Below are 24,282 nucleotides of genomic sequence, written 5' to 3' on the forward strand. Positions count from 1 at the left end.
AGTAACATTAGTACAAGTTCCGATTCTGATTAAAAATTACTTAGAACGTTTCTTTCGGCGATAAGATGGCCACTCATTCTCACTTGCTTTAAAGTTATAAACAGGCTTAATGATCGTTTTGATATCTACAGTATTACGGACATTTTCAAGAATTTCCTCGATTGGTTTATAAGCCATTGGCGCTTCATCAAGCGTTTCCTTATTAACTGATGATGTCCAAATACCAGCCATTGTTTTTTGATATTCCTCAAGATTTAAATTTTTATTTGCTTGAGTACGGCTCATAATACGCCCTGCACCGTGTGGGGCTGAATAGTTCCAATCTTCATTTCCCTGCCCATAGGCGATAATGGAGCCGTCACGCATATTAATAGGGATAATGAGCTGTTCCCCTTTTTGGGCAGAAATAGCACCTTTTCTTAAGATCATATTGTCGGTATCGATATAGTTGTGAATAGAATCGAATTCTTCAATGATATATTTTTCAAAATCTAAATGTTCAATAATAGAACGCGCAATTTGTTGACGATTTTCTTTTGCATATTGCTGTGCAAGCTTCATATCATGGATGTAATTTTGAAAATCTTCACCTTGTACATAAGCAAGATCCTTTGGAATAAGCGGTGTTTCTTTTTGATATTGCTTAAGGGCAGATTGAATTTCTTGAAAGCGCCCTTGCTCTTTTAAAGCAGTTACTATTTTAGATACATCACGGTGTTGTATCTTTTCATATGCTAACTTTTGATAGTAAGTAGCAATTTTAGCACCTACTGAACGGCTCCCTGTGTGAATGCATAAATACAAATAGCCATCCTCATCTTGAGACACTTCGATGAAATGATTACCGCCCCCTAATGTACCTAGACTAAGCTTACTTCTTTCATCATTCAAAATATGAGAAGCTATAAATTGCTGTGCTTTAGGAAAATTGTCTGTGACGTATCGAATACTGTCGTTATCATGTAAATTAGTGCCTGATGGAACATATTGTTTTACAGTATCATCAAGTTTTTGGAAATCGATGTCGATTGGTGCAATCTTTGTCACATGTACTCCACAGCCAACATCAACCCCTACAAGGTTTGGAACGACCTTATCCTTTAAGACAATAGTTGTGCCAATGACACAACCTTTACCAGCATGATAATCCGGCATAATACGAATTTTCGCATCGTGTAAAAATGGTTGATCGCATAACTCTTGAACTTGTTCTACTGCCTTGTCCTGCTGGATATTAGAGAAAATTTTGGCATTTGTATGCAATCCCTTTACTTCTATCAAATTAACCATCTCCTTGTAATTTTCCCCTAAGTCTAGTTTGGGTTATTTTAGCATACTAGGTGAGTGATTGAAATTGTCATATGCAGTGAAAAATGATGATGAAGACGTATACTTACGATATAGACGTTTTATATGGAGGAGGCTTTCTAATGAACACACAATGTATTTTATTAATAGATGATGAAGAGGATTTGGCAAATTTGCTACAAACGGTATTACATAAGGAAGGCTTTTCAAATGTGATAACAGCTGGAACAATTCAGGATGGCTGGGCTAAATTCCAGGAAGCAAAACCCGAATTAGTGCTACTAGATATTATGCTTCCTGACGGTGAAGGGTATGATTTGTGCAAACAAATTCGTGAAATCTCAAATGTACCGATCTTATTTATGTCCGCAAAGGATGAAGAGGTAGATAAGCTATTAGGTCTTGCAATTGGTGGGGATGATTATATTACAAAACCATTTAGCCCTAAAGAAGTAGCTTATCGAGTGAAAGCACAACTTAGACGAGCAAGCTTTTCGGAGGAAAAAACAGTTTTAAACAAGATTACTGTCGGGCCTTTTGAAATGAATATGGACGGTACTGAATTGAAGAAAAATGGCACAATAATAGAGCTTACAGCTAAGGAAATTGGCATGATGAATTGTTTTATCCATCATCCCAATCAAATCCTAAGTAAAGAAACGCTTTTTGAAAGAGTTTGGGGAGAAGACTTTTTTGGTTCAGATAATACAGTCATGGTGCATATACGCCGATTACGTGAAAAGATTGAGGATACACCATCTAATCCAACTTTTTTGATCACCGTTAAAGGTCTAGGCTATAAATTGAACAGTAAGGGGTGATGATAAAATGAAGTGGCGAATAACTGGGCGCTTTTTATGGTCTGTTGTAATGATTGTTATTATAGTCGGTATCATCAATACTGTTCTATTAGTTGGACTACTCCTTTATCGAACAACTATTCCTGCTTTAAATACTTCTGATACATCTGCTGAAGAATTCACACGTTCCTTCTCTCAATTTGTCGAGATTAAAAATGGTTTACCTATTGTAAATGATGAAGGTGTAAAAGCATTGCAAGATAAGAATGCTTGGGTGCAGTTTTTAGATTCTAAAGGGAACCAAGTTGCAGCTTTTGAAACGCCAGATAATCTTGCAACGAGCTACTCCCCTGCGGAAGTCGTGCAAATGTACAAATATAAAGAAGTTGATAGAAATACGACTGTTTATATTAGTACAATGGACGATTTAGATTATTTTATCGGTGTGAAGAATTATGGGGTTGGACGTTATGTTTTGACCTATGATTATGATCAATTTTTCAAATTTATTAACCTACTTCTGATAGCATTTTTAATAGTAGATGTGCTAATTGCTTTGGTCATCGGGGTGTTGTTTACACGACATTTAACGAAACCAATTCACATTTTAATTGATTTTATCGGACAGTTACGTAACCGCCAATTCAAGAAAATAAACGTACCAACTGGTGTGTATAAGGACGTTTTTCTCAATGTAAATGAGCTTTCAATAAAATTAAGTGAACATGAGAAAGAACGGAATCGCCTAGATCAAATGCGCGAAGAGTGGATTAGTAATGTATCTCATGATATGAAAACTCCCCTTGCATCAATTCAAGGATATGCTGAACTGATGAAGGATGATGCTGATCATCTCACCGTTAACGAAATACAAGAATTCTCAACTATTATTGAAAAAAAATCTATTTATATGAAAGATTTACTTGATGATTTAAATTTAACAACTCGTTTACGTAATCAACAGCTACCTCTGCATTTTGAAAATATTAATATAGTAAGCTTTATACGCGAAGTGACGATTGAATTGTTAAATGACCCTCAATTTGGAGAAAGTCAGGTAGAGTTTGTTAGTAATGTGAATAAAATCGTGCATAAAGTGGATAAAAAATTATTAAAAAGGGCCATTTTGAACTTTATCTACAATGCACTTGTGCATAACGATGAAAATGTGTGTGTAACAATAAAAATTGATGATATTTATCCACAATGTGGACAAGTTGAAGATTCACAGCCTAACCTTTATAAAACACAAATAATGATAATTGATAATGGTAGAGGGATTTCACCTGAAGATATTAAACAAGTATTTGATCGTTATTATCGTGGATCAAATACAAAAAATACACACGGTACCGGGCTTGGAATGGCAATTGCTCGGGATATTATTTTCGCTCACAACGGTGATCTACAGTTAACTAGTGCATTAAATGAAGGTACAACTATTACAATATTACTTTAGAACCAGCGTATGCTGGTTTTTTTGTATTTTTTTATTTTATATATATCTAGATCATTAATTTTTAAATAATATTTTATAAATCGATATACAAGTTAATGATACTAGTCCCCTCTATTTGTCGAAAAATATTCTTTCTAAGAATTCAAAAAAATATTGCTATTTTATTAAAACTATCGTTTAATTAGTTCTGCTTGAAAAAAATTATTGTAAAGGAATGTGGTTAATTGAACAGATTTTTTCGTGGTGCAATAGCAACAGTTCTAATTGCATCATCACTTGCGGCTTGTACACCAGCAGACAAAAAGACAGAGGTAAAAGAAAACGATGATTTAGCAGCAGTAAAACAATACTCCGATAATTATTTATCAAAGGTAAGTGCTGATTATTCATTTGATTTCGCCAAAAGTCTTGAAGAATTTAAAACAAATGAAAAGCTAGGATATCGTTCGGCGGGATCTGAAGCAGAACTAAAAACTGGCGAAAAAATTGCAGATGAAATGAAGAAAATTGGGCTTACCGACGTATCAAAAGATGAATTTACAGTTGATAGCTGGACATTCGAAAAAGCAGATATGACATTTAATACAGTTAATGGTAAAGAGAAGGTAGCCGTTTTAGGAGCATATCAAACTAATTTTGATACAAAGGGAACAAAAGAATTTGATGTTGTTTATGCAAATCGCGGAACATCAGATGATTTGAAAAACCTTGATATAAAAGGCAAGCTCGTACTTATAGATGTAAACCAGCGAGAAGATTGGTGGGTTAACTATCCTGCCTATCAAGCTCATTTAAAAGGGGCAGCCGCAGTTATAGCCGTGCAAAGTGAAGGTTATAGCGAAGTAGATGGCGATGCTTTAAATGCACAGGATATTTGTGGACCTGATGATGCACCTGCATTCTCGATGTCCCAAAATGACGCTAAAGAGTTAAAAAAATCACTAAAAGCAAATAACAATAAACTTACTGTTAACTTTGATGCCAAATCTACTGTTAAATTTGATCAACCAACTTACAATTACTATGGGAAAATTGAAGGTAAAGATCCAGAATCATATATCATCCTTTCAGCACATTATGATTCTTACTTTGATGGTTTCCAAGATGATAATGCTGCGATTGGTCTTATGATGGGCGTAGCGAAAGGTTTAGTAGACAGTGGCTATAAACCCGAGAAAACAATTATCTTTAATGCATTAGCTGCCGAAGAATGGGGCGTTTCAAATACGCGTTACGACTGGTCTACTGGTGCTTACAATCAGATCTTCCGCATCCATCCTGAATGGGTTGGTAAAGCATTTGCAGATATGAACTTCGAGCTTCCAGCTTATGAGCATACGACGACAAATGAAATTCGTGCTGATTATGAGTTGAAAAACTTCTTAACTAAGTTCACGAAGTCTGTACCATCAGTTGATGGAGTATATAAAGACGGTATTTCTGTTGTATCACCATTACGTACTTGGTCGGATGATTTTTCATTCTCTATTGCAGGTGTTCCATCATTACGAAATGATTTCCAAGATAGCGAATTCATGCATTCACATTATCATACACAGTACGATAATGAAGATACGTATAACGGTCAAGCTTTAGAATTCCATTTGAATTTATATGGTTTACTAGCTATGCACTATGACCAAACAGCTGTAACACCACTTGATTTCACAACAAGATTAGATGCATTAGCTAAATCTGTTAAGTCTGATGTCTTTAAATCTGTAAATGTTTCTTCAAATGAATTAACAGCAGCAATTGAAGAAACGGCTAAAACAGCTAAAGAGATTAATGCTCAAGTTAAAAAAATTAATGCTGACTATACAAAAGCATTAGTAGCTGGTGACGAAAAAGAAGTGAAAAAACTTTATGATGACAGTCGCTCTTTAAATAGTAGTTTGTTAGCTACTTATAAATATGCTCAAGATCAATTCGTACGTTTAACGTGGGAAGACGAACCAATTTTCCCTCACGAACACGCACAAAATAATATCCCTAACTTACAAGGCGCAATTGAAGCACTTGAAAAAGGTAATGCGGGTAAAGCACTAGATGATTATTTATGGTTAATTGATAACAACTGGTACACTTATGATTTTGACAAAGAGGTATTCGATTACTTCACAGATTATGTACTAGATCAACCTGCTGATCGTTTAATGTGGGGTGCAGGTCGTATTATGGGTCACGAAGACTTATTTGACACAGTAGCATCATTGAAAAAGAAACGTGATCAAAAGAATGCTGATGTTTCTAAAGAATTATCAACTCTAAATGCAGCTCTTGAAAGACAAGAAAAATTATTAAACACATCTGTTCAAGATGAAGTAAAAAGTGTTCAAGAGTTAAATGCACAACTTGAAAAAATGAAATAATTTTTGAATAAGTTAACGAAAAAAGCGGAGAGTGAAATTTTACTCTCCGTTTTTTCGTTATCCTCATATACCTCGCTTCGCTTGATTATATATTCATACACTTCAAGTTTTATATTTCAATTGTATTAAATTATTGAATAATACATCCCAGTTAAATAATAATTTTTTATTTCCACTTTAAATTATTTCAATATATTTAAATGACATAAAATATTATAATTTTTAACTATTTTTAAGTTATTAAGTACCCATTTAATTATTTTAATATATATTTATAGAGCTAATTAGCGCCTTAATTAAACTGTATTTTCTGACAACTTGTTGCTAATTAAATATACAATGCGTTATGATATACAAAATTACATTAATTCTAAAAAGTGGATAAAACATTAATCTATGTTTATATGAATTAAAAGTTCATGATTTTCTAGGATTGGGGGAGTCCAATGATAGAGTTTAAACATGCTAATAAGTATTACGGTGATTTTCAGGTTTTAAAAGACATCAATTTGACAATTAACAAAGGTGAAGTAGTTGTAATTATCGGTCCATCTGGCTCTGGTAAGAGTACTTTACTTCGCTGTATCAATCGGTTAGAGACTATTTCAGAAGGTTCTCTTACTGTTAACGGTATTGAAGTAAACAATAAAAATACTGATGTTAATAAGCTCCGCAGAGAAATCGGAATGGTTTTCCAACATTTTTACCTATACCCACATAAAACGGTTTTAGACAATATTACGTTAGCTCCTATAAAAGCATTGGGAAAATCTAAAGAAGAAGCACAAAAGATCGCACATGCGTATCTAAAAAAAGTAGGTATTCCTGACAAAGCAAATTCTTTCCCATCACAGATTTCTGGTGGTCAGCAACAGCGTGTCGCCATTGCAAGAGGATTGGCAATGCATCCTGAAGTTATGTTATTCGATGAACCTACATCTGCACTTGACCCTGAAATGATTGGGGAAGTTTTAGATGTTATGAAATCATTAGCAAAAGAAGGTATGACAATGGTTGTCGTAACACATGAAATGGGTTTTGCTAGAGAAGTAGCCGATCGAATTATTTTCATCGATAAAGGTCAAATACTTGAGGATGCAGATCCAGCTGAGTTTTATAAAGAACCTAAAGAAGAACGAGCGAAACTATTCCTCAGTCGGATTTTAAATCACTAATACAATTTAGGGGGACGTCAATATGTTCAAACGAAAAAAAAGAATACTTTCGATTTTACTTTTAGCCTTCATGGCTGTATTCATGTTAACCGCTTGTGGGGACAAGAAAGATGATGAGTCAACTGGAAATGACAACAAAGGTAAAGATGCACTGCAAACCATTAAGGACAATGACAAAATCGTTTTTGGAGTAAAAAATGATACGAATTTATTTGGGTTAAAAAATCCAAGTACTGGTGATATTGAAGGTTTCGACATCGATATCGCAAAAGAAATTGCAAAAAGCATTTTAGGGGATGCATCTAAAGCGGAGTTTAAAGAAGTAACTTCTAAAACCCGTATTCCGATGCTACAAAATGGTGATATTAATGCAATCGTTGCGACTATGACAATCACTGACGAACGTAAAAAAGAAGTAGATTTCTCTGATGTATACTTCAAAGCCGGTCAAGCTCTACTTGTTAAAAAAGGTAGCTCAATCAAATCAATCGATGATATCAATAAAAAGACAAAAGTTATCGCAGTAAAAGGTTCTACTTCAACTCAAAATATTCGTGAAAAGGCTCCAGAAGCTCAAGTTTTAGAATTCGAAAACTATGCCGAAGCATTTACAGCTTTAAAAGCTGGTAAAGGTGATACTTTAACAACTGATAACTCGATTCTTTATGGTATGGCTGATGAAGACAGTAACTATACTGTTGTAGGAGATTTATTCACTGACGAGCCTTATGGAATCGCAGTAAAAAAAGGAAATACTGAATTAGTAGAGGCAATCAATAAAGCTCTAACGGAAATGAAAGATAGTGGCCGCTACGATGAAATTTATAAGCAATGGATTAAACTGAACTAATTAACCAATTATTTCTTTAATAATTACTTGTTAAAAAATAATGTAATTAGCTTTTAACGGGCAGTTAACCTTTGGGCTTTTATTTAGACATTTGGTATATTCTGTCCGTTCTTTATTCATTATTAAGATCATAAAATTTAATAATACACTCAAGTATTAAAAGGAGTGATTCATTATGCTGGATTTTACGATATTGACCAACAACTGGGATATGTATGTTGAAGGATTTAAAAACACACTACTTACTAGTTTGTTAGCGCTGATTGGTAGTTTTTTATTCGGTACTCTTCTAGCTGTATTCCGAATTGCTCCAATTAAGTCTTTGAATTGGATTGGTACTATTTATGTTGAATTTTTCCGAAACATTCCGCTATTAATCATTGCATTTACTTTATATGCCGGATTCCCTACTCTAGGTATAGAGTTAGATGGATTTCAAGCGGGTACAATTGCACTGATTATTTATACCTCTGCATTTATCGCCGAAGCAGTTCGTGCTGGGATTTTATCGGTACATAAAGGGCAAACAGAAGCTGCACGTTCATCAGGTCTAACTTATATCGAAACAATGCGCTACGTTGTACTACCTCAAGCAATAAAGATTGTAATTCCACCACTTGGTAATCAATTTATTAATCTCGTCAAAAATTCTTCTATTTTAAGTGTTATTGCTGCTGGTGAACTAATGTATCAAGCAGATTTAATTTCAGCTCGTACATATGTTGTTTTTGATGTTTACATTATCGTTGCTTTATTTTACTTAGTTATTACTCTGCCTCTTAGTTATGGCGTTAACTATTTAGAAAAGCGTCTAGCGAAGAGCAATTAAAAGGAGGTTGGGTACATGAATTTTACAGGTGCATTTACTCCAGATCATTTAAAATTTTTGTTAGAAGGATTTCTAGTAACATTACAAGTTGCTAGTATTGCGATTGTATTCAGTTTTATTATTGCTGCAGTCATCGGTATCATTCGTTATGCAAAGATTCCTGTGCTCGCGCAAATACTTGGTGTGTTTGTTGAACTTATTCGAAATTTACCATTACTACTAATTATTTTCTTTATCCACTTCGCCCTACCTGAAGTTGGAATAAAGTTCAGTATTACAATGTCGGCTATTATAGCCTTAACTATCTTTGAATCAGCGATGCTATCAGAAGTGATTCGAAGTGGATTAACTTCGATTCATAAAGGGCAAATTGAAGCTGGAAGATCTTCAGGGCTTTCTTATATTCAAACTTTGTGGCATATCGTTTTACCCCAAGCTTTACGGAGAATGGTACCTCCTATTGTTAGTCAGTTTATTTCATTACTAAAAGATACTTCACTTGCTGTAGTAATATCGTTACCAGAGCTTATGCATAATGCAAACGTAATTAACAACCAACCAGGTGGTGATAAATTTGTAATGCCGATCTTTATTCTAGTAGCATTAATGTATTTTATAGTGAACTATTCTTTGTCTGTAATTGCAAGACGTTTAGAATTAAAAACAACTTAAAAAAAGGTTATTCCTCAAGCGAATATTTCAACTTAAAGAATAACCCTTTTTATAGGTATTTTAATGAATTCAAATGTTTTAATTCAAATTTGGTATTTATCTCTTCTTGCTTGTAAACATAAGATACAAATATTTTACCATCAGACAACTTCTCTTTATCTTTCACGTCATCCACTGTATTAAGTAAATAATAATTATTTGCATTCGTTTGGATTTATTTTATACTACAATGCCGATAACAATAACTAGCAATAGTGAATCAAGTACTCGTTGAATCAATTTTAAAAAAACTGTAGATACCATCCCATATATCAATGCAATACAAATAACAAAAGCTGGATGTATTTTAAGCTTTTCTAATAACAAGTATGCGCCAATCATTATTATTAATGTCGATATCCAACCTATACTTAGCCAAGCATCTTTGGCGAAATCGAAAGTCATCACTAATAATAATACAGCTATGATTGGGCGAATATATTTAGTTAAATTTTTAACGTATGGTGATTCTTTGTATTTCATTAAGACGCTCAACAACGCTATCATTAGGATTAAAGAAGGCGCAACTGTAGCAAAAACTGCAACAATAATGCCTAGAATACCTCCTTGGTCATATCCAACAAAACCAGCCATTTTTGTTGCGATTGGCCCTGGTAATGCATTACCTGCTGCGACCATTTCTGAAAACTCTTGATTGGTCATCCATTCATAGTGCTCTACTACCTCTTGCTGAACGAGCGGAATAGAAGAAGGACCCCCTCCATACCCTAAAATACCCGGAATAAAAAATGCCATAAAAATATGCCAATAAATCATTTATTATTCCTCCTTTTTAATAGAGGAGCAAAGACGATTATAAAGACCGACAAGATGACGAAAGCTGGATGTATATTTAATAAAGACATTGCAATGAATGAAAGCAAAAGAATAATGAGTGTTTTCTTCCACCCCATAGATTCTCCAGACTTTTTCACGAAATCTAGAGCCAATATACCAAGCATTACAGCTACGACTGGTACAACCGCTGAAGCCATTGCCTGAACGGCAGGTATATCTTTATTCGTTTGTATTAAAAATAGCAATCCAATCATTAATACAATCGTTGGAACTACGCTAACTAAAATTGCATTAATTGCACCTGCCACTCCAGCTATTCTATATCCTATATAGCCCGCCATCTTTGTGCCAATTGGACCCGGCATAGTATTTGCAAGAGCTACTACATCACTAAACTCATCATCTTCCATCCACTTATACTTTTTCACTACTTCCTGATGGACAAGTGGAATAGCAGAAGGTCCACCACCAAATCCTAGCATACCTACTCTAAAAAATGCGGATGCAATATCTCTATGAAGTCGCAAATTAGGGCGTTCGTTTTGGGACTTCACTTCATTTTTTTTCACCAAGTAGCAATAGCTCCATCTGTACGTGATTCTGTTCCACCCTGCAATACGCCCGTTTCAGGATCTCGCCAAATAATTTGTCCACGCCCAAAACTTCCTCCGTCTGACATCACTTGCACATTATGACCTTTTCTTATAAGTGATTGAGCGATGTAATTAGGGAACTCAGGTTCAACATGAACAGTTTTTCCACCTACCCACTGCCAACGCGGCATATCTAATGTAGCTTGTGGATTTAATTGATGATCAACTGTGTTAGTTACCACTTGGAAATGGCCCTGTGGTTGCATATATCCTCCCATCACGCCAAATGGTCCGATTGCTTGTCCTTCTTTTGTTAAAAATCCCGGAATAATTGTATGATAAGTACGCTTTCCTGGCTTAAGAACATTTGGATGTTCTTTATCCAATGAAAAATCATGCCCACGATTTTGTAATGCAATTCCTGTATCAGGAATCACAATTCCTGATCCAAAACCCATATAGTTACTTTGAATATATGAAATCATGTTTCCTTCTTCATCAGCTGCAGCTAGATAGACAGTTCCACCTTTAAGTAATTCATAAGGTTTCGGATTGATGGCTTGCTCACCTATTAACGCCGCACGTTTTGTAGCATATTCATTTGACAATAAATGCTGTACATCTATTGGCATTTCATCAAGTTCTGTCACGAATGCCTTTCCATCAGTGAATGCTAGTTTCATAGCTTCAATTTGGCGATGAATCGTTTCAGCATCTTGCCATTTAGACTCTCCAGTCTGTTTGAAAATATTTAAAGCCATTAGTGCTACTAACCCTTGTCCATTCGGAGGAATTTCCCACACATCATATCCATTATAAGTAGTAGAAATTGGATCTACCCATTCCACTTTATAATCAGCTAAATCTTCTTTCGATAAATAGCCACCATGTTGTTTCATAAATGCATCCATTTTCTCTGCTAATTCTCCATGGTAAAAAGCATGTCCATCGGTTTCTGCTATTTGTCTTAACGTTGAAGCATGTCCAGGAGATGACCACATCTCTCCGATATGCGGTGCACGATCATTCGGAGCAAATGTATCAAACCAACTAGTAAACTCCTCTGATGTACATGTTTCCTTGAATTTACGATATGCAGAATCCCAAAACTTCCCTAATACCGGTGAAACAGGATATCCCTCTTCAGCGTATCGGATAGCAGGTTCAAGCACTTCTTTAAACGGTAGCTTACCAAATTTTTTAGAGAGCTCTACCCAACCAGCTGGTACACCTGGAACTGTAACTGGTAATACCCCATAAGTAGGGATTTTTTCATACCCTTTTCCTCGTAATTTCTCAACTGAAATTGACCTTGGTGCTGCCCCCGATGCATTTAGACCATGTAATTGATCCTTTGTCCAAACTAATGCGAAGGCATCTCCACCAATACCATTTGAAGTTGGTTCTACAACTGTTAATGCAGCAGCTGTTGCAATGGCAGCATCAATTGCATTCCCACCTTTTTGTAAGATTTCTAGTCCTGCTTGAGCAGCTAATGGTTGTGAAGTTGCCACCATACCTTTTCTTCCAAATACGGTATGACGTTTTCCCGTAAACGGGTGAAATAAATGATCCATTTTTACACCTCTCCTGACACAATACTAGTCCCAGCATAATGACATGCTACGAAGTGACCGCTTGTATATTCTTCCCACTGTAGTTTTTCTGTTTTACAAATACCTTTACTACCGGACATCTTGTATGGAATGGATAACCTGTCGGTGGATTTGCTGGATTTGGCAAATCTCCATGAAGCCGTAGATTTTTAATATTTTTTATCGTTACTATTCATTAGCTCCATTCTCATCACCCTTTTAATTTTCAACCTTATATTATTTTTAACTAGTATTTAATTAATATAGCAAAAACATATTCCTATAGGAAGAAGAATAAATTAAAAGATATGAATATTCTGATATTTTTGAGCGTTAATAACCCATCCCTTATACTAAAGGTACAATAATTTCCCATCAACATAAAAGTTTTTTTCTAAGTGATATAACTCTAAATCATTGCACTTATTCTCTTTAAAGCACTCTCTTTATATCAAAGAGCTTAATATGTCCCGGGAAATTATTTTCATATAAATTATTTAAACCTATTTCATATTAAAATTTTATCTTTTTCCCTTCTCTTTGTATATGAAAAGGTTGCCACCAATTCTGTGAGTTTGAATTTAGTGACAACCTATTTAAATAGTTATTTTAATTTCGCTTGTGCTTCTTTTGGAATATCCGAAATCTTAACTTCATCGTATGAAGAAACGCCTTTTTCGTCTTTTACATAAAGCATTAAATATGCATCTTTACGCAAGTTTTTACTTGCTGTGAATTCCAATGTTTTTGCTTCACCTTTTGCATTTACACCTTCTAGGTTATAAATATAAGTTACAAATATTTTCCCATCAGATTGCTTCTCTTCTTTTTTCAAACCATCCTCTGTAATATGCACATAATAGTTATCTGCATTCATACGATTAAAATCAATTTTCCCTAATACTACAATGCCTATAACACTAATCAGGATCAGTGAGCCAATTGCAATTAAAAATTTTTTCATTATTATCATCCTTCTCTTTTATTATTTTGGGTAATAATTCGATTATATGAAGAAACCGTTAATACATAATAGATTCCATAAATAGCTGTGTAAGCGAACATCCATATGATGACAGGCTTAGTAAGATCCATTGAAAATAACTTTGAAAATGCTGTTAATGCTACCGCACTATGTGCAAGGCCGATGACAAGTGGCACAGCGAAAATAACAAATACTTGAGATGCCACTGTTTTTCTCATTTCTCTAGCACCAACACCCATTTTATAAAGCATATTGTATTGTGACTTATCTTCCTCTGCTTCTGTTAGTACTTTGAAATAGATAATACTACCTGTAGCTGCTAGGAAGACAAGCCCTAGGAAACTCCCAATGAATAATAGTGAACCCATTCCTTCAATACCGCTTTGATAATCTTCTGGTGCGCTTGAAAACTGTGCTTCCTCAGGTAATACACTAGCAATTTTCTTCGATAGATCCGTTGTCGCATTATCTACTCCAATTGCACGGAATTGCACACTCTCACCTTGTTTTTCAAGCTCTTTATATTGCTCATCTGTAACTACGAGTGTCATACCTGCCATTAGATTTAAGACTGGAACTTCATGATATCCTTCTAATGTAATTGAGGTACCTTTTTCCGCTGTAATCGTCTTACCTGCATATTTCGGCGATAAACTTTCATGATATTGAACATCAATAATAGTCGCTTTATTGCCTTTTAAGTTGAGTTCTTCTTTTTGTTGAAGTCTTGCTAACTTGTTGTATGTTGTTTCATTGATTACTGTGTAAATACGTTTATCTTCGTCTATGCTCATTGCAGATTCGAGTTGTTTTGCTTCAAATGCAACAAATAATGCTGAGATATTTTCATCATACTTTGTAGTTGGTAATAATGATGTTACTTTGTTGTTATCGATATTCGCTGTTTGCTCGTACATAAATGTGTTTGGATCAGTAAGCTTTACATCGTTATTAATATTGTAATAAAGACTGTAAACCGCTCCTCCAGCAGTTACTGTTGTTGCACTCAAAATCGCGATAACAGTTAATGTACGTGCGTTACCTCGAATCCGGTAAAGCAATTGTGAAATGGTCATTAAATGTAGACCTTTCCAAAGCCATTTTTCACGACGTTTGAATAAAGTTAAGACAAAACCTGTAACACTATGGAACAAAAGGAACGTTCCTATAATAACTGTTGCTAAGATAATAAGCGGTGTAAACATTCCTAAAATACGCCATGCCTCGGATGTTAATAAGTTCTGTAAAGCTAACCAATAACCTGTTCCGATGCTTATTACTCCTAAGATAGCTACAGTCCATGAAGGCTTGGGTGCTACTTCACCCTTTTTTGATGCATGGAATAAATCGATTAATTTAAATTGATAGATTAAACGATATCCTTGGAATGAAGTGATGAAGAAGATAATTAGGAAAACAGATGCTGTATTTATAACCGCTTCCGTTGAGAACGTAAATGGAGCGACAACATCATAACCCATTAAACGGATTAAAACGGTAACGAACAATTTCGAGCTAAGGAATCCTAGGAAAACACCTATCACTAATGAAAATACACCAAGCAATAAATTTTCAAAAAATAGCATGAAACCAATTTGACGTTTTCTAACACCTAATAATGCATAAAGTGCTACTTCCTTTTTTCTCTTTTTCATGAAAAAAGAATTTGAATATGCGATGAAAATAGCGACAAAGAAGAGTAGTACTACTGCTGCTCCACTCATAAGAGACCCCATCTTCTGTGAAGACTTCGTCATCTCAGAGACAATATCGCTATATTTTAAAGTAACGAAGGTAAAGTAAATGACGATGCTAAATACCATCGATGCGATATACAAAAAGTATTGCGAGAAATTTCGTGCTATATTTTTTCTCGCTAAACTAAATAACGTCATCAACCTCACCCCCAATTGCAGATAAAGTATCTAAAATTTCTTGGAAAAATTCTTTCCGCGTTTGATCGCGACGGTAGATTTCCTTTGAAAGTTGGCCATCCTTAATGAATATAATACGGCGACAAAAACTTGCAGCGAATGCATCATGCGTAACCATCATAATCGTTGATTCGTTGTTCTCATTAAGCGAACTTAAGCTTTCTAGTAAGTCGGTTGCAGATTTTGAATCTAGTGCACCTGTTGGCTCGTCAGCTAAAATAAGCGCCGGCTCTGTCACAATTGCTCTTGCAGCAGCTGTACGTTGCTTTTGACCACCTGAAATTTGATATGGATATTGACTAAGCAATGATTCAATTCCAAAAACTTTAGCTATTTTTTGGACGCGTTGTTCAATTTCTTTTGCAGGTACTTTTGCAATTGCTAACGGTAATAGAATATTTTCTTTTACCGTTAGTGAATCTAGCAAGTTGTAATCTTGAAAGATAAAGCCAAGATTATCACGTCTAAAATCTGAAAGCTCGGCTTCTTTCATATCATGAATACCTTTATCATTCATAAAGATTTTGCCTTCTGTTGGCGAATCAATTGTTGCAAGAAGGTTTAATAATGTAGATTTCCCCGCTCCTGATGGGCCCATAATTCCAACGAATTCACCATGCTCAATTTGAAATGATATATTTTCTAACGCTGTGTAAGCATTTGATGTTTTGCCATATATTTTTTTGACGTTTTCTACTTTTAATAATGATTCCATTTGCGTCACCTCTGCTGTCATTTGTTGATATACATACTATATCTCCTCATCCTTACAGCATAATTGTCGTAACCTTACAGGAACCTTAAATCTTTTTCGGATGCTATTAATTGTTATTTTCTCAAATAAAAAAAGACTTTCCCGAATTACAGAAAGTCTTTTTCTATCTTTATTTTCTCGTTGTGTATAAGTCTGATGCTTCATCAAAGTAAAATCGTCTTTTACCTTTACCAAATGCGACTAGTAATGCATGGAAGAACAAAGCAACTATTAATACTATTTCAAGTAAGTTAGTACCCAATGCTAAAAATACTTTTAATTTATAATACGGTGAACCAATTTGTAAGTTCATTTGAGCGAAAATGCTTAGTACAAAGAAAGAAAAATATGTGAGATAAATAGCACCAAAGCGTTTGAACAAACGTTTATTTGTATCTATAGTGCTTATTTTACTATCATAGCGGAAGCGCATAATTTTTGAACCTATTGTATGTCCATTCCAAACAATCGGAATGGCAAAAAATGCGATAAAAATAATTATAGAATTAATTAAGAAATTCACAATTAAATTTGATTCTGTAAATGCGGTGCTAAATTGCCCAATCAGATTAATAATGAATATATCAATGAGTACTGCGATTAATACAGACATTGCACGAACATCATCAAGCGCAATCAATCTTTCCGCTTTTGCATTAATGCTCTCTTTTGAAGGGAACATCGCTAAAATAGCAGGTGCGATGAAGAAGCCAAGTATGCCGCCTAATGTATTAAGCATTAAATCATCCACATCAAAAATACGATACGCACAATTATAAATACCGTAAATCCCTGTCACTTGTGTGATTTCATAAAATAATGTTAATGCAAAAGTTAAACCAAGTGCCCTTTTCCAGTACTTTCTTTGTTGAAAGAAATAACGTAAGTATACGCCAAACGGTAATAGTAATAGGAAGTTAAAGAAGGCTTGATAAAAGGCAGACTGTTTAACTAATAATGCATATGTACTTGGCTGAGATAAAACCACACCACTATTTTTAAACATGTCTGAGATAAAGGTAAACGGCATCAATGAATAATGCTGTGTACCTGGCTGTTGTGTAATACAAGTATTACGTAATTCCGGCAATGGTAGTAGAACTAAAAATAATGCGCTAATAAAATAAAAAATAAATGAAAATGCGATTAGCGTCGTTGATAATGGCAAGTATCCATATTTACGATATGTGTAAATCAGCCATGGTACAAAAATAATAACGGCCAAAAGGATAAATACTATCATTGCGACGTAAATTGGCTGTGTATAAGCTGACATGCTCCTACCTCTTTCGTCATTAATTCTTAAAATAATTCTCATCATATCAAAAAAGGCATTCAGATTAAAAGTATTTAAACTATAATCGAATGCCTTCTGCTACATAATCATTTGTTATTGGCCTGCTATAATACGTTCTTTACAAAAACTCAAAATCAATTCTTCTTCATCTTCTTCTAATCCAAATTCAAGCATTTTTTCAGTACCTTTATCGATGATGAAGTAATTCGCAAGTTTATAGTCGTCCTCTTTTTTTCCTACGATTGCGCGGATTTCAAGACCACCTTCTACAAATAGTTCGTCTTCTTCATCTACTTCGATATCTAATAAGAATTCAAAGCGTTGTCCTTCAATAATATTTGTCGGATCTAAAATTTCATCCATTGTATATGCTAAAATGTCCATAAAGAATCGCTCCTCTTTTGCATGTATCAATCATTAATATTAAAGCAAAAATGCGATTAGTAAAGTTTTTAGCTGATTTACCTGTACTTTTCGATAAAAAATTTAGGAGTGGTGACGTTGCAGACATTATTTTACTATCAAAATGCGATGATGAAAGAGTTTCCAGCAAAAATTATAAGAAAAGGGATTGAAGATGACGGACGCGAATTTATCGTGCTTGATAATACAGCATTCTATCCTACTGGTGGCGGTCAACCTCATGATACAGGTACTTTAAATGGTATTGCCGTAGTAGATGTAGAGAAAGTGGACGACGAAATTCGTCATTATATTGCGGAGTCTTTACCTAACGATGATGAATTGGTAATGGGCGTACTCGATTGGGAACGACGATTCGATCATATGCAGCAACATGCAGGTCAGCATATTTTGACTGCTGCTTTTGTTGAGCTATTCGGCTACCAAACCATTAGCTTCCATCTAGGGCGAGGAACTGTAACGATAGATTTAGATATTGAAAACATTAGTGAAGACGAACTTGTAGCAGTAGAAGCTCTAGCTAACAAAATTATTTTAGAAAATCGACCAATTGAAACAAAATGGGTCACAGAAGATGAATTAGAACACTATAACTTACGTAAAGAACTTAGTGTAACGGAGGAAATTCGTCTAGTTATCATTCCAAATTACGATTATAATGGCTGCGGTGGTATTCATCCCACTTCAACTGGACAAGTTAGCTCCATTAAAATTATGCATACTGAAAAACAAAAAAGGAAAATACGCGTTCATTTCGTTTGCGGAGGGCGAGTACTAAGTGAACTACACTGGCGAAAAAATGAACTAAGCAAAGTGGCTAAACTTGCAAGTACGCCTGAAAATGAAGTGGCGGATACAGTTTCAAAACTATTAACTGTTCAAAAAGGATTAGAGAAAGCTCTAGATGCAGCCAAAGAACAGTTACTATCCTATGAAGCATTAGAACTTGCAGCAGCCACTAAAAATGGTGTAACTGGTGCGGTTTATGCAGAGCGATCCATTCAAGAATTGCAAAAATTAGCTCGACTTGTTATAGCCGAAAATGAAAATATCGTGGTGCTTCTCGTAGCTGATCAAGGAGAGAAATTACAGTTTGTTGCTGCTCGTGGTACAAATGCAGTTGATATGAAGATGAAAGATATATCTTCAGCTGTACTACCATTATTAAATGGCAAAGGTGGCGGTAGCGATGCCTTTGTACAGGGCGGTGGCGACCATACGATGACGGGTGCTGAATTACTAGAGAAGATGAGAAATAGTATATAAACAGGCAATCAGTTAGCTCACTGTTTTACAATTAAAATAATCCACCTCTTTATAGAAAGAGGTGGATTTTATATTATAGGATAAACCAATTAATAAATTAATACCGTTATAGCCACTCCGTAAATTAGAAAGAACTTATGAGTTCAGCAACTACTTATAATAATTAATAACAATTTGTACGATTAATAAGAGCGTAATAGCCCGTAATAGCGGATTAACATATTTCACATTCATTTTACGCGCCACTTTAATACCTACTTGTGCACCAATTATACCGCCAAACATTAAAGCAATTGTCAGCGGCCATTCAATTTTCCCCGTCGAAATGTATGTGATAGAACTACCAAAGCATCCTGCAAAAACACCTACCCTATTTAAGCCTACTGCACGGATATAAGCGATTTTCTGACTTGCATATAAATACATCTGTAACGTACCACTGCCAGGTCCAAACATCCCGTCATACATACCAATTCCAAATAACGATGAACCTGTTTTAATATTCAGCTTAAATTGTTCTTCCCCTTCAAAATTGCTTTTCTTTAATAATGAAGTTACAAAAGCAAAGCCTAATAAAAAAATTGCTACTATGGTCAATGTATCTCCGCTCATTAGCGACGCTACCAGTCCTCCTGTTGCCCCACCTAATAAACAAGTGACTAATACGATGGCTGCTTCCTTTAACGTAATTTCCTTTTCTTTAAAGATTACTAGAAAGCTAGTAAATGAACTAACTGTATTCGCTACTTTATTTGCTCCAATAGCAGAATGCACGGGTAAACCATAGAGAAGCATCGTCGGTAAAGAAATCAATCCACCTCCCCCGCTTAATGTGCCAATAAAGTTTCCAGCAAAGCCAATCACAATGAAGATAAAAAATGACACAAGACCCCTTCTTCCATCTTAGTAACCTACTTCCATTTTATACGAAGTCGCCATAACAATAAATGTAAATATAAAATGGCCACCCATAGGATGACCATTCATTTTAATATGAGCTATGACCCTCTAATTCAAATGAATCCTCTTCATTTGAATTGCTGTCTACAAAAGTTTCACCTTTGCGCTCTTCACTTTCTGTTATATAAGCTGCACAAGTGATATCACCTGTTGTATTAACCGCTGTTCGCGCCATATCGAGCAAACGATCAATACCAATAATAAGAGCGATTCCTTCCACTGGAAGCCCAACAGATTGTAAAACCATTGCCAGCATAATCAGTCCCGCTCCAGGTACAGCTGCGGTTCCAACACTCGCTAGTACAGCAATCATAACAACCGTCACTAGTTGACCAATAGTTAAATCCACGTTGAATACTTGAGCGATAAAAATCGTTGCTACCCCTTGCATTATGGCGGTGCCATCCATATTCACTGTCGCACCTAATGGTTGGACAAAACTACTAATAGCCTTAGGAATCCCCATCTTCTTCTGCGCTATCTCCATTGATACAGGTAATGTTGCACTACTACTTGATGTGCTGAAGGCTACGGTCATAGCTGGGAAAAAGTCTTTGAAAAATTGAACCGGGTTTCTACGACATAATAACGATATAGCTGTACCATAAACAATGACCATATGCAAAATAAGTGCGAGCATGACCACAATCATATAAAGTCCCATCGCTTTGATGGCACCTAACCCTTGTTTACCGATGGCAGAAGCAAGTAAACCAAATGTACCGTATGGAGCAAACTTCATCACGATGTTCACTAAAATCATCATGACTTCATTGCCCTGGTTTATCACTTTTAATAAAGCATTTGCTTTACTGCCTAAATAGCTAATTGCTAAACCGACAAAAACGGCAAAGAAAATGATTTGCAGCATATTTCCTTCTACCATTGCTTTTATAGGGTTTGTTGGAATAATAGAAAGAAATGTTTCTGATATAGGCGGGGCTTTGTCTGCTTTATATTCTAAGCCTGTTGTTTCGAACTGCCCGATGTTCCCTGGTTGAATTATCGAGGCTAAGCCAATCGCTAAAATAATAGCCATTGCTGTGGTCAATAAGAAAAAGACCATCGTTTTAATACCTATACGTCCTAACTTTTTTGGATCACCAATATTAGCAGTCCCTAAAATAATGGAGAAAAACACAAGTGGCACTACAAGCATTTTAATAAGACTCAAGAAAATGGTACCTAATGGGCTAAAGAAGTATTGATCGACCTTAGGAAAGATATCCACCGCCCACATATTCATCCCTATACCAACTAAAGCACCTAATATGAGTGCAATAATAATATTACGAGCTAGCTTCATCTTTTTTCCTCCTCATTTAATGGAATCCAAACTTCTAAATAAAAATTATAGAAAATGCCCGCAGTGATATAGAGTTGACTATTTTCACGTACGGGCATTTTAACTAACTATTTACTTAAAACTTAACGATCGGCAAAAAGGAATTTTTAAAATGGGTAATTAACAAATACCCTCTATTTCCATTTATTAAACCTTTTTCAAATAAAAAATCTACAAATAGAAACGTCTATTTTTTAATTTCATCTTTAATGAAAAGCATCTTTTGATAGACTATTATTTCAGATATAAATTTATTCCAATCGGCTATTAATGCGTTATAGCAGAATGCATCCGGTAGCTCAACTTGATAATTATTCGTTGGCGATTCCTCATAAAACGTATTCCAATCATTTTGCTCTTGGTAGCGTTCTAATTTACTCACTTGTTGCACTTTCGTTTGGAATACATTGTAGGCTGATAAGATTGTTGCTTCAAATTCTTGTTGAGGATTTTCCTCTTGTAAGCTATTACGCAAACGTTTTGCCCAATCCTCAACCGTTTCACGATTCAAATCGCTAAATGCTTCTCGATTTCTAGTATATGGATTATTTTTCGTTTCTAATTGACGTTGATTTATATCTTCTATTTTGTAGTTAAAAAATGATAAATACGCAGTCTCCATTTTACTAGCCAATTCAGGCGATACACCATCTTTTTGAATCAGCAGCTCTAATTTCATACCTAAAAACCCAAGCTCTACTCCTAGCTGCTCCTCACTAACGGAAGTTGATTTTTGGTTAGCTAATCTACGTTGTACTGCTTGGTAAAAAGCCGCTACTACATTTAATTCCAATGTTGTATACGGATTTTCTTTAATTTTAATACGATTCTCATCTATTTTAGCTATCACTAAGCGTAAAATATCTCCCATAAAATATGAATCTCTTTCCAACCACTCATCAGGTGTACCTTTAATAAAAGCGTAATCCGGATTTGCTACAACAAAATTTCCATATTTAGCGAGTTTGTATTGATAAATCCCTTTAATCGATTGCTCCATTAAAGCTGATTCTCCTACTACTTCATTTTTTTCAAAAAAGGCGCCGACAGCATCAATAAAAGCATTCGACATTCTTGTAAACCCACGGCCAAAAATTTCATCCAGTTTAGCAAGCTGTGCTACTTGGTCTTCGCTTTCAAAATCACGTTCAATGCGCATTTTATATGTGATATATTCGGAAGCTAAATAATCGAGATGCTCGCCAATAGCAGGAAGTCGCTCAAAAGAAATCCCACCTTTTGTACTCACATTAAATTCGACCATTTTCCAGAAAATTTCTTTTGGCAAACCTTGTTGTTGAAATTGCTCTTCTGTAAGCGATTGCATTTTCATTCGTTTATCCGCAGAAAAATACATCGGTAAACGCTCCTGTATTTCCGCAATATATTTTTTCTTTAAGTGTTTTACCGTTTCCACATCTAAAAAAGGCTCTAATATATTATTTTCACCGGCTTGATTTGGTTGTTGTTCAGGCAGGGACACTCTATTTTGTACATAATAACTGTTCACTTTACATGTCGCCCTCCTTTTAGTAGTAATTATCGGTTATGTAAAAATATAGCTACCGACTCCATCTGTATGAATATTTTAACAATTTAATGTAGATGCGACTAGTCCTATTTATGAAACGTAAGCATAATAGGTACAACCGTCTCTGTTATAACCTATAATTATAGTAAATAATTCTTTTCTGAAAGGTCTGTTTAAATAATAAAATCGCTAAGTGCTGAAACGCTTATCAGTACCTAGCGATTTTTTTATTATATCGAATGTAATTCCACCACGACAATTTCAGGTAAATTGAGTAAGCGAACAGGCATTAGACTATTACCAAGCCCCCGACTTATAACTTGAGTCATATGATCGACCTCAAATGTACCAGCTGTATATTTCGGAAAGAATCCTTGCCCCGGTGCGATAAGACCACCAACACCTGGCAATCGAAATTGTCCGCCATGTGCATGACCTGAAAATGCTATATCAATATTATTTTCAGCATATACTGTCATGTATTCAGGACGATGAGCTAGTAAAAGCTTAAAACTAGCCTCTGATTGATGGAGAAGTGCAGTATCTAGCATTGCTTGTGGATCTGTTCCAGCAAGTGGATCTTCAATACCAACAATTTGAATTACCTCCCCACCTTTTTTTAATGGCAGGGTACTGTTTGATAATACATTAACGCCTAGTTCAGTAAGAGCTCCTTTAATTTCGGAAACTTTATTTACAGCTATTTCATGATTACCTGTGACATAATAAACCGGTGCAATTTTCACAAAACCAGCCACAGCCTGCATGCTGCCCTCTAAATCATAGCGGTTGCGGTCAATGACATCTCCTGTTAAGAAAATAGCATCAGGCTTTGCGTCTTGAACTTTTTTAATAAGGCGATCCTGCTTATTGCCAAATGTAGCATCGTGTAAATCAGAAACTTGAACGATGCGCATACCATCGAAAGATTTTGGTAATTTCTTAGACTCTATTTTATACGTCGTTGTGACTAGCCATTTGTTGTTTACTATACAAAAAATCACAACTAGTACTAATCCGATAATTATACATAAAACCTTTTTCAATGGGCATCGCTCGTTTCTTTAATCTCTTTTTTCTTCATTAAAAGTATTAACATAGCACTATCATCTGTATTCATTAGATATCAATATTCAACTGGTGGGTACATTCTCAAACCAATTTCATCTGTGAAAATATTACCTTCGAATGCATATGAATCAGTTTTTTTAAAATTTAATGTATGCTGATCTGACCAGCTAATCAGAGTTGGCTTAACTTTCTCTGAAAGATTCATATTGTACATGATACTACGTGT

General features: G+C 35.1%; 21 protein-coding genes. 8 read left to right on the forward strand and 13 right to left on the reverse strand.

The genetic code is table 11. From position 1 onward, the window contains the following. Nucleotides 1-36 precede the first annotated feature (36 nt). Nucleotides 37-1,281, reverse strand: a complete 1,245-nt coding sequence (locus AC3IS5_RS19550) for an RtcB family protein (protein WP_489425886.1) — start codon at nucleotides 1,279-1,281, stop codon at nucleotides 37-39. A gap of 149 nt (nucleotides 1,282-1,430) precedes the next feature. Here AC3IS5_RS19550 and AC3IS5_RS19555 point away from each other — a divergent pair, with 149 nt between their 5' ends. The 7 genes from AC3IS5_RS19555 to AC3IS5_RS19585 all read left to right on the forward strand — a co-directional run bounded on the left by AC3IS5_RS19555 (nucleotide 1,431) and on the right by AC3IS5_RS19585 (nucleotide 9,465). Beyond that, a complete protein-coding gene (locus AC3IS5_RS19555; RefSeq protein ID WP_489425887.1) occupies nucleotides 1,431-2,129 on the forward strand; it encodes a response regulator transcription factor in 699 nt (232 codons plus the stop codon). 7 nt (nucleotides 2,130-2,136) lie between these two features. Beyond that, on the forward strand, nucleotides 2,137-3,567 hold the full coding sequence (locus AC3IS5_RS19560) for a sensor histidine kinase (RefSeq protein WP_489425888.1): 1,431 nt from the start codon (nucleotides 2,137-2,139) through the stop codon (nucleotides 3,565-3,567). Between the two features lie 224 nt (nucleotides 3,568-3,791). Continuing rightward, nucleotides 3,792-5,939, forward strand: coding sequence for a M28 family peptidase (locus tag AC3IS5_RS19565; RefSeq protein ID WP_489425889.1), 2,148 nt, complete (start codon nucleotides 3,792-3,794; stop codon nucleotides 5,937-5,939). A gap of 446 nt (nucleotides 5,940-6,385) precedes the next feature. Then, nucleotides 6,386-7,114: an amino acid ABC transporter ATP-binding protein gene (locus AC3IS5_RS19570; RefSeq protein ID WP_489425890.1), complete on the forward strand. Its 729-nt coding sequence runs from the start codon at nucleotides 6,386-6,388 to the stop codon at nucleotides 7,112-7,114. A gap of 22 nt (nucleotides 7,115-7,136) precedes the next feature. Further along, nucleotides 7,137-7,964 (forward strand): transporter substrate-binding domain-containing protein, encoded by an 828-nt coding sequence (locus tag AC3IS5_RS19575; protein WP_489425891.1) that lies wholly within the window; start codon nucleotides 7,137-7,139, stop codon nucleotides 7,962-7,964. 175 nt (nucleotides 7,965-8,139) lie between these two features. Beyond that, nucleotides 8,140-8,793, forward strand: a complete 654-nt coding sequence (locus tag AC3IS5_RS19580; RefSeq protein ID WP_489425892.1) for an amino acid ABC transporter permease — start codon at nucleotides 8,140-8,142, stop codon at nucleotides 8,791-8,793. Between the two features lie 15 nt (nucleotides 8,794-8,808). Beyond that, nucleotides 8,809-9,465, forward strand: a complete 657-nt coding sequence (locus AC3IS5_RS19585) for an amino acid ABC transporter permease (RefSeq protein WP_489425893.1) — start codon at nucleotides 8,809-8,811, stop codon at nucleotides 9,463-9,465. A gap of 219 nt (nucleotides 9,466-9,684) precedes the next feature. Here AC3IS5_RS19585 and AC3IS5_RS19590 read toward each other — a convergent pair whose 3' ends face one another. The 8 genes from AC3IS5_RS19590 to AC3IS5_RS19625 form a co-directional block, all read right to left on the reverse strand. Beyond that, nucleotides 9,685-10,281: a chromate transporter gene (locus AC3IS5_RS19590; protein ID WP_489425894.1), complete on the reverse strand. Its 597-nt coding sequence runs from the start codon at nucleotides 10,279-10,281 to the stop codon at nucleotides 9,685-9,687. Further along, a complete protein-coding gene (locus AC3IS5_RS19595; RefSeq protein WP_489425895.1) occupies nucleotides 10,278-10,874 on the reverse strand; it encodes a chromate transporter in 597 nt (198 codons plus the stop codon). The genes AC3IS5_RS19590 and AC3IS5_RS19595 overlap by 4 nt, the downstream gene beginning before the upstream one ends. Further along, on the reverse strand, nucleotides 10,868-12,472 hold the full coding sequence (ggt, locus tag AC3IS5_RS19600) for a gamma-glutamyltransferase (RefSeq protein ID WP_489425896.1): 1,605 nt from the start codon (nucleotides 12,470-12,472) through the stop codon (nucleotides 10,868-10,870). Before ggt ends, AC3IS5_RS19595 begins: the two co-directional genes overlap by 7 nt. Nucleotides 12,473-13,094: 622 nt before the next feature. Then, nucleotides 13,095-13,454 carry a YxeA family protein gene (locus tag AC3IS5_RS19605; protein ID WP_489425897.1) on the reverse strand — a complete coding sequence of 120 codons (360 nt, stop codon included), beginning with the start codon at nucleotides 13,452-13,454 and terminating at the stop codon, nucleotides 13,095-13,097. A 5-nt stretch (nucleotides 13,455-13,459) separates the two neighbouring features. Then, on the reverse strand, nucleotides 13,460-15,370 hold the full coding sequence (locus AC3IS5_RS19610; protein ID WP_489425898.1) for an FtsX-like permease family protein: 1,911 nt from the start codon (nucleotides 15,368-15,370) through the stop codon (nucleotides 13,460-13,462). Continuing rightward, nucleotides 15,357-16,124 (reverse strand): ABC transporter ATP-binding protein, encoded by a 768-nt coding sequence (locus AC3IS5_RS19615; protein WP_489425899.1) that lies wholly within the window; start codon nucleotides 16,122-16,124, stop codon nucleotides 15,357-15,359. Before AC3IS5_RS19615 ends, AC3IS5_RS19610 begins: the two co-directional genes overlap by 14 nt. A gap of 169 nt (nucleotides 16,125-16,293) precedes the next feature. Further along, nucleotides 16,294-17,439, reverse strand: coding sequence for a VanZ family protein (locus tag AC3IS5_RS19620; RefSeq protein ID WP_489425900.1), 1,146 nt, complete (start codon nucleotides 17,437-17,439; stop codon nucleotides 16,294-16,296). A gap of 114 nt (nucleotides 17,440-17,553) precedes the next feature. After that, the gene (locus AC3IS5_RS19625) at nucleotides 17,554-17,844 is read right to left on the reverse strand and encodes a DUF6509 family protein (RefSeq protein WP_053418202.1); all 291 of its coding nucleotides are present in this window, start codon (nucleotides 17,842-17,844) and stop codon (nucleotides 17,554-17,556) included. A gap of 111 nt (nucleotides 17,845-17,955) precedes the next feature. Between AC3IS5_RS19625 and AC3IS5_RS19630 the strand changes: the two genes are divergently transcribed. Then, nucleotides 17,956-19,149 carry an alanyl-tRNA editing protein gene (locus AC3IS5_RS19630; RefSeq protein ID WP_489425901.1) on the forward strand — a complete coding sequence of 398 codons (1,194 nt, stop codon included), beginning with the start codon at nucleotides 17,956-17,958 and terminating at the stop codon, nucleotides 19,147-19,149. Between the two features lie 150 nt (nucleotides 19,150-19,299). On the opposite strand, the gene AC3IS5_RS19635 is transcribed toward AC3IS5_RS19630, so the two are convergent. The 4 genes from AC3IS5_RS19635 to AC3IS5_RS19650 all read right to left on the reverse strand — a co-directional run bounded on the left by AC3IS5_RS19635 (nucleotide 19,300) and on the right by AC3IS5_RS19650 (nucleotide 24,031). Further along, nucleotides 19,300-20,034 (reverse strand): sulfite exporter TauE/SafE family protein, encoded by a 735-nt coding sequence (locus AC3IS5_RS19635; RefSeq protein ID WP_430353529.1) that lies wholly within the window; start codon nucleotides 20,032-20,034, stop codon nucleotides 19,300-19,302. 103 nt (nucleotides 20,035-20,137) lie between these two features. Then, nucleotides 20,138-21,415, reverse strand: coding sequence for a dicarboxylate/amino acid:cation symporter (locus tag AC3IS5_RS19640; protein WP_489425902.1), 1,278 nt, complete (start codon nucleotides 21,413-21,415; stop codon nucleotides 20,138-20,140). Between the two features lie 226 nt (nucleotides 21,416-21,641). Continuing rightward, a complete protein-coding gene (locus AC3IS5_RS19645) occupies nucleotides 21,642-22,964 on the reverse strand; it encodes a hypothetical protein (protein ID WP_489425903.1) in 1,323 nt (440 codons plus the stop codon). A 251-nt stretch (nucleotides 22,965-23,215) separates the two neighbouring features. Further along, nucleotides 23,216-24,031, reverse strand: coding sequence for a metallophosphoesterase (locus AC3IS5_RS19650; protein ID WP_489425904.1), 816 nt, complete (start codon nucleotides 24,029-24,031; stop codon nucleotides 23,216-23,218). Nucleotides 24,032-24,282 lie beyond the last annotated feature (251 nt).

The sequence above is a fragment of the Viridibacillus sp. KH_047 genome, assembly GCF_057838945.1.

Coding starts and splice junctions, on each gene's coding strand:
- AC3IS5_RS19555 (WP_489425887.1), top strand. CDS start 1,431: ATGAACACACAATGTATTTTATTAATAGATGATGAAGAGGATTTGGCA.
- AC3IS5_RS19560 (WP_489425888.1), top strand. CDS start 2,137: ATGAAGTGGCGAATAACTGGGCGCTTTTTATGGTCTGTTGTAATGATT.
- AC3IS5_RS19570 (WP_489425890.1), top strand. CDS start 6,386: ATGATAGAGTTTAAACATGCTAATAAGTATTACGGTGATTTTCAGGTT.
- AC3IS5_RS19575 (WP_489425891.1), top strand. CDS start 7,137: ATGTTCAAACGAAAAAAAAGAATACTTTCGATTTTACTTTTAGCCTTC.
- AC3IS5_RS19580 (WP_489425892.1), top strand. CDS start 8,140: ATGCTGGATTTTACGATATTGACCAACAACTGGGATATGTATGTTGAA.
- AC3IS5_RS19585 (WP_489425893.1), top strand. CDS start 8,809: ATGAATTTTACAGGTGCATTTACTCCAGATCATTTAAAATTTTTGTTA.
- AC3IS5_RS19590 (WP_489425894.1), bottom strand. CDS start 10,281: ATGATTTATTGGCATATTTTTATGGCATTTTTTATTCCGGGTATTTTA.
- ggt (WP_489425896.1), bottom strand. CDS start 12,472: ATGGATCATTTATTTCACCCGTTTACGGGAAAACGTCATACCGTATTT.
- AC3IS5_RS19605 (WP_489425897.1), bottom strand. CDS start 13,454: ATGAAAAAATTTTTAATTGCAATTGGCTCACTGATCCTGATTAGTGTT.
- AC3IS5_RS19610 (WP_489425898.1), bottom strand. CDS start 15,370: ATGACGTTATTTAGTTTAGCGAGAAAAAATATAGCACGAAATTTCTCG.
- AC3IS5_RS19615 (WP_489425899.1), bottom strand. CDS start 16,124: ATGGAATCATTATTAAAAGTAGAAAACGTCAAAAAAATATATGGCAAA.
- AC3IS5_RS19620 (WP_489425900.1), bottom strand. CDS start 17,439: ATGTCAGCTTATACACAGCCAATTTACGTCGCAATGATAGTATTTATC.
- AC3IS5_RS19625 (WP_053418202.1), bottom strand. CDS start 17,844: ATGGACATTTTAGCATATACAATGGATGAAATTTTAGATCCGACAAAT.
- AC3IS5_RS19640 (WP_489425902.1), bottom strand. CDS start 21,415: ATGAAGCTAGCTCGTAATATTATTATTGCACTCATATTAGGTGCTTTA.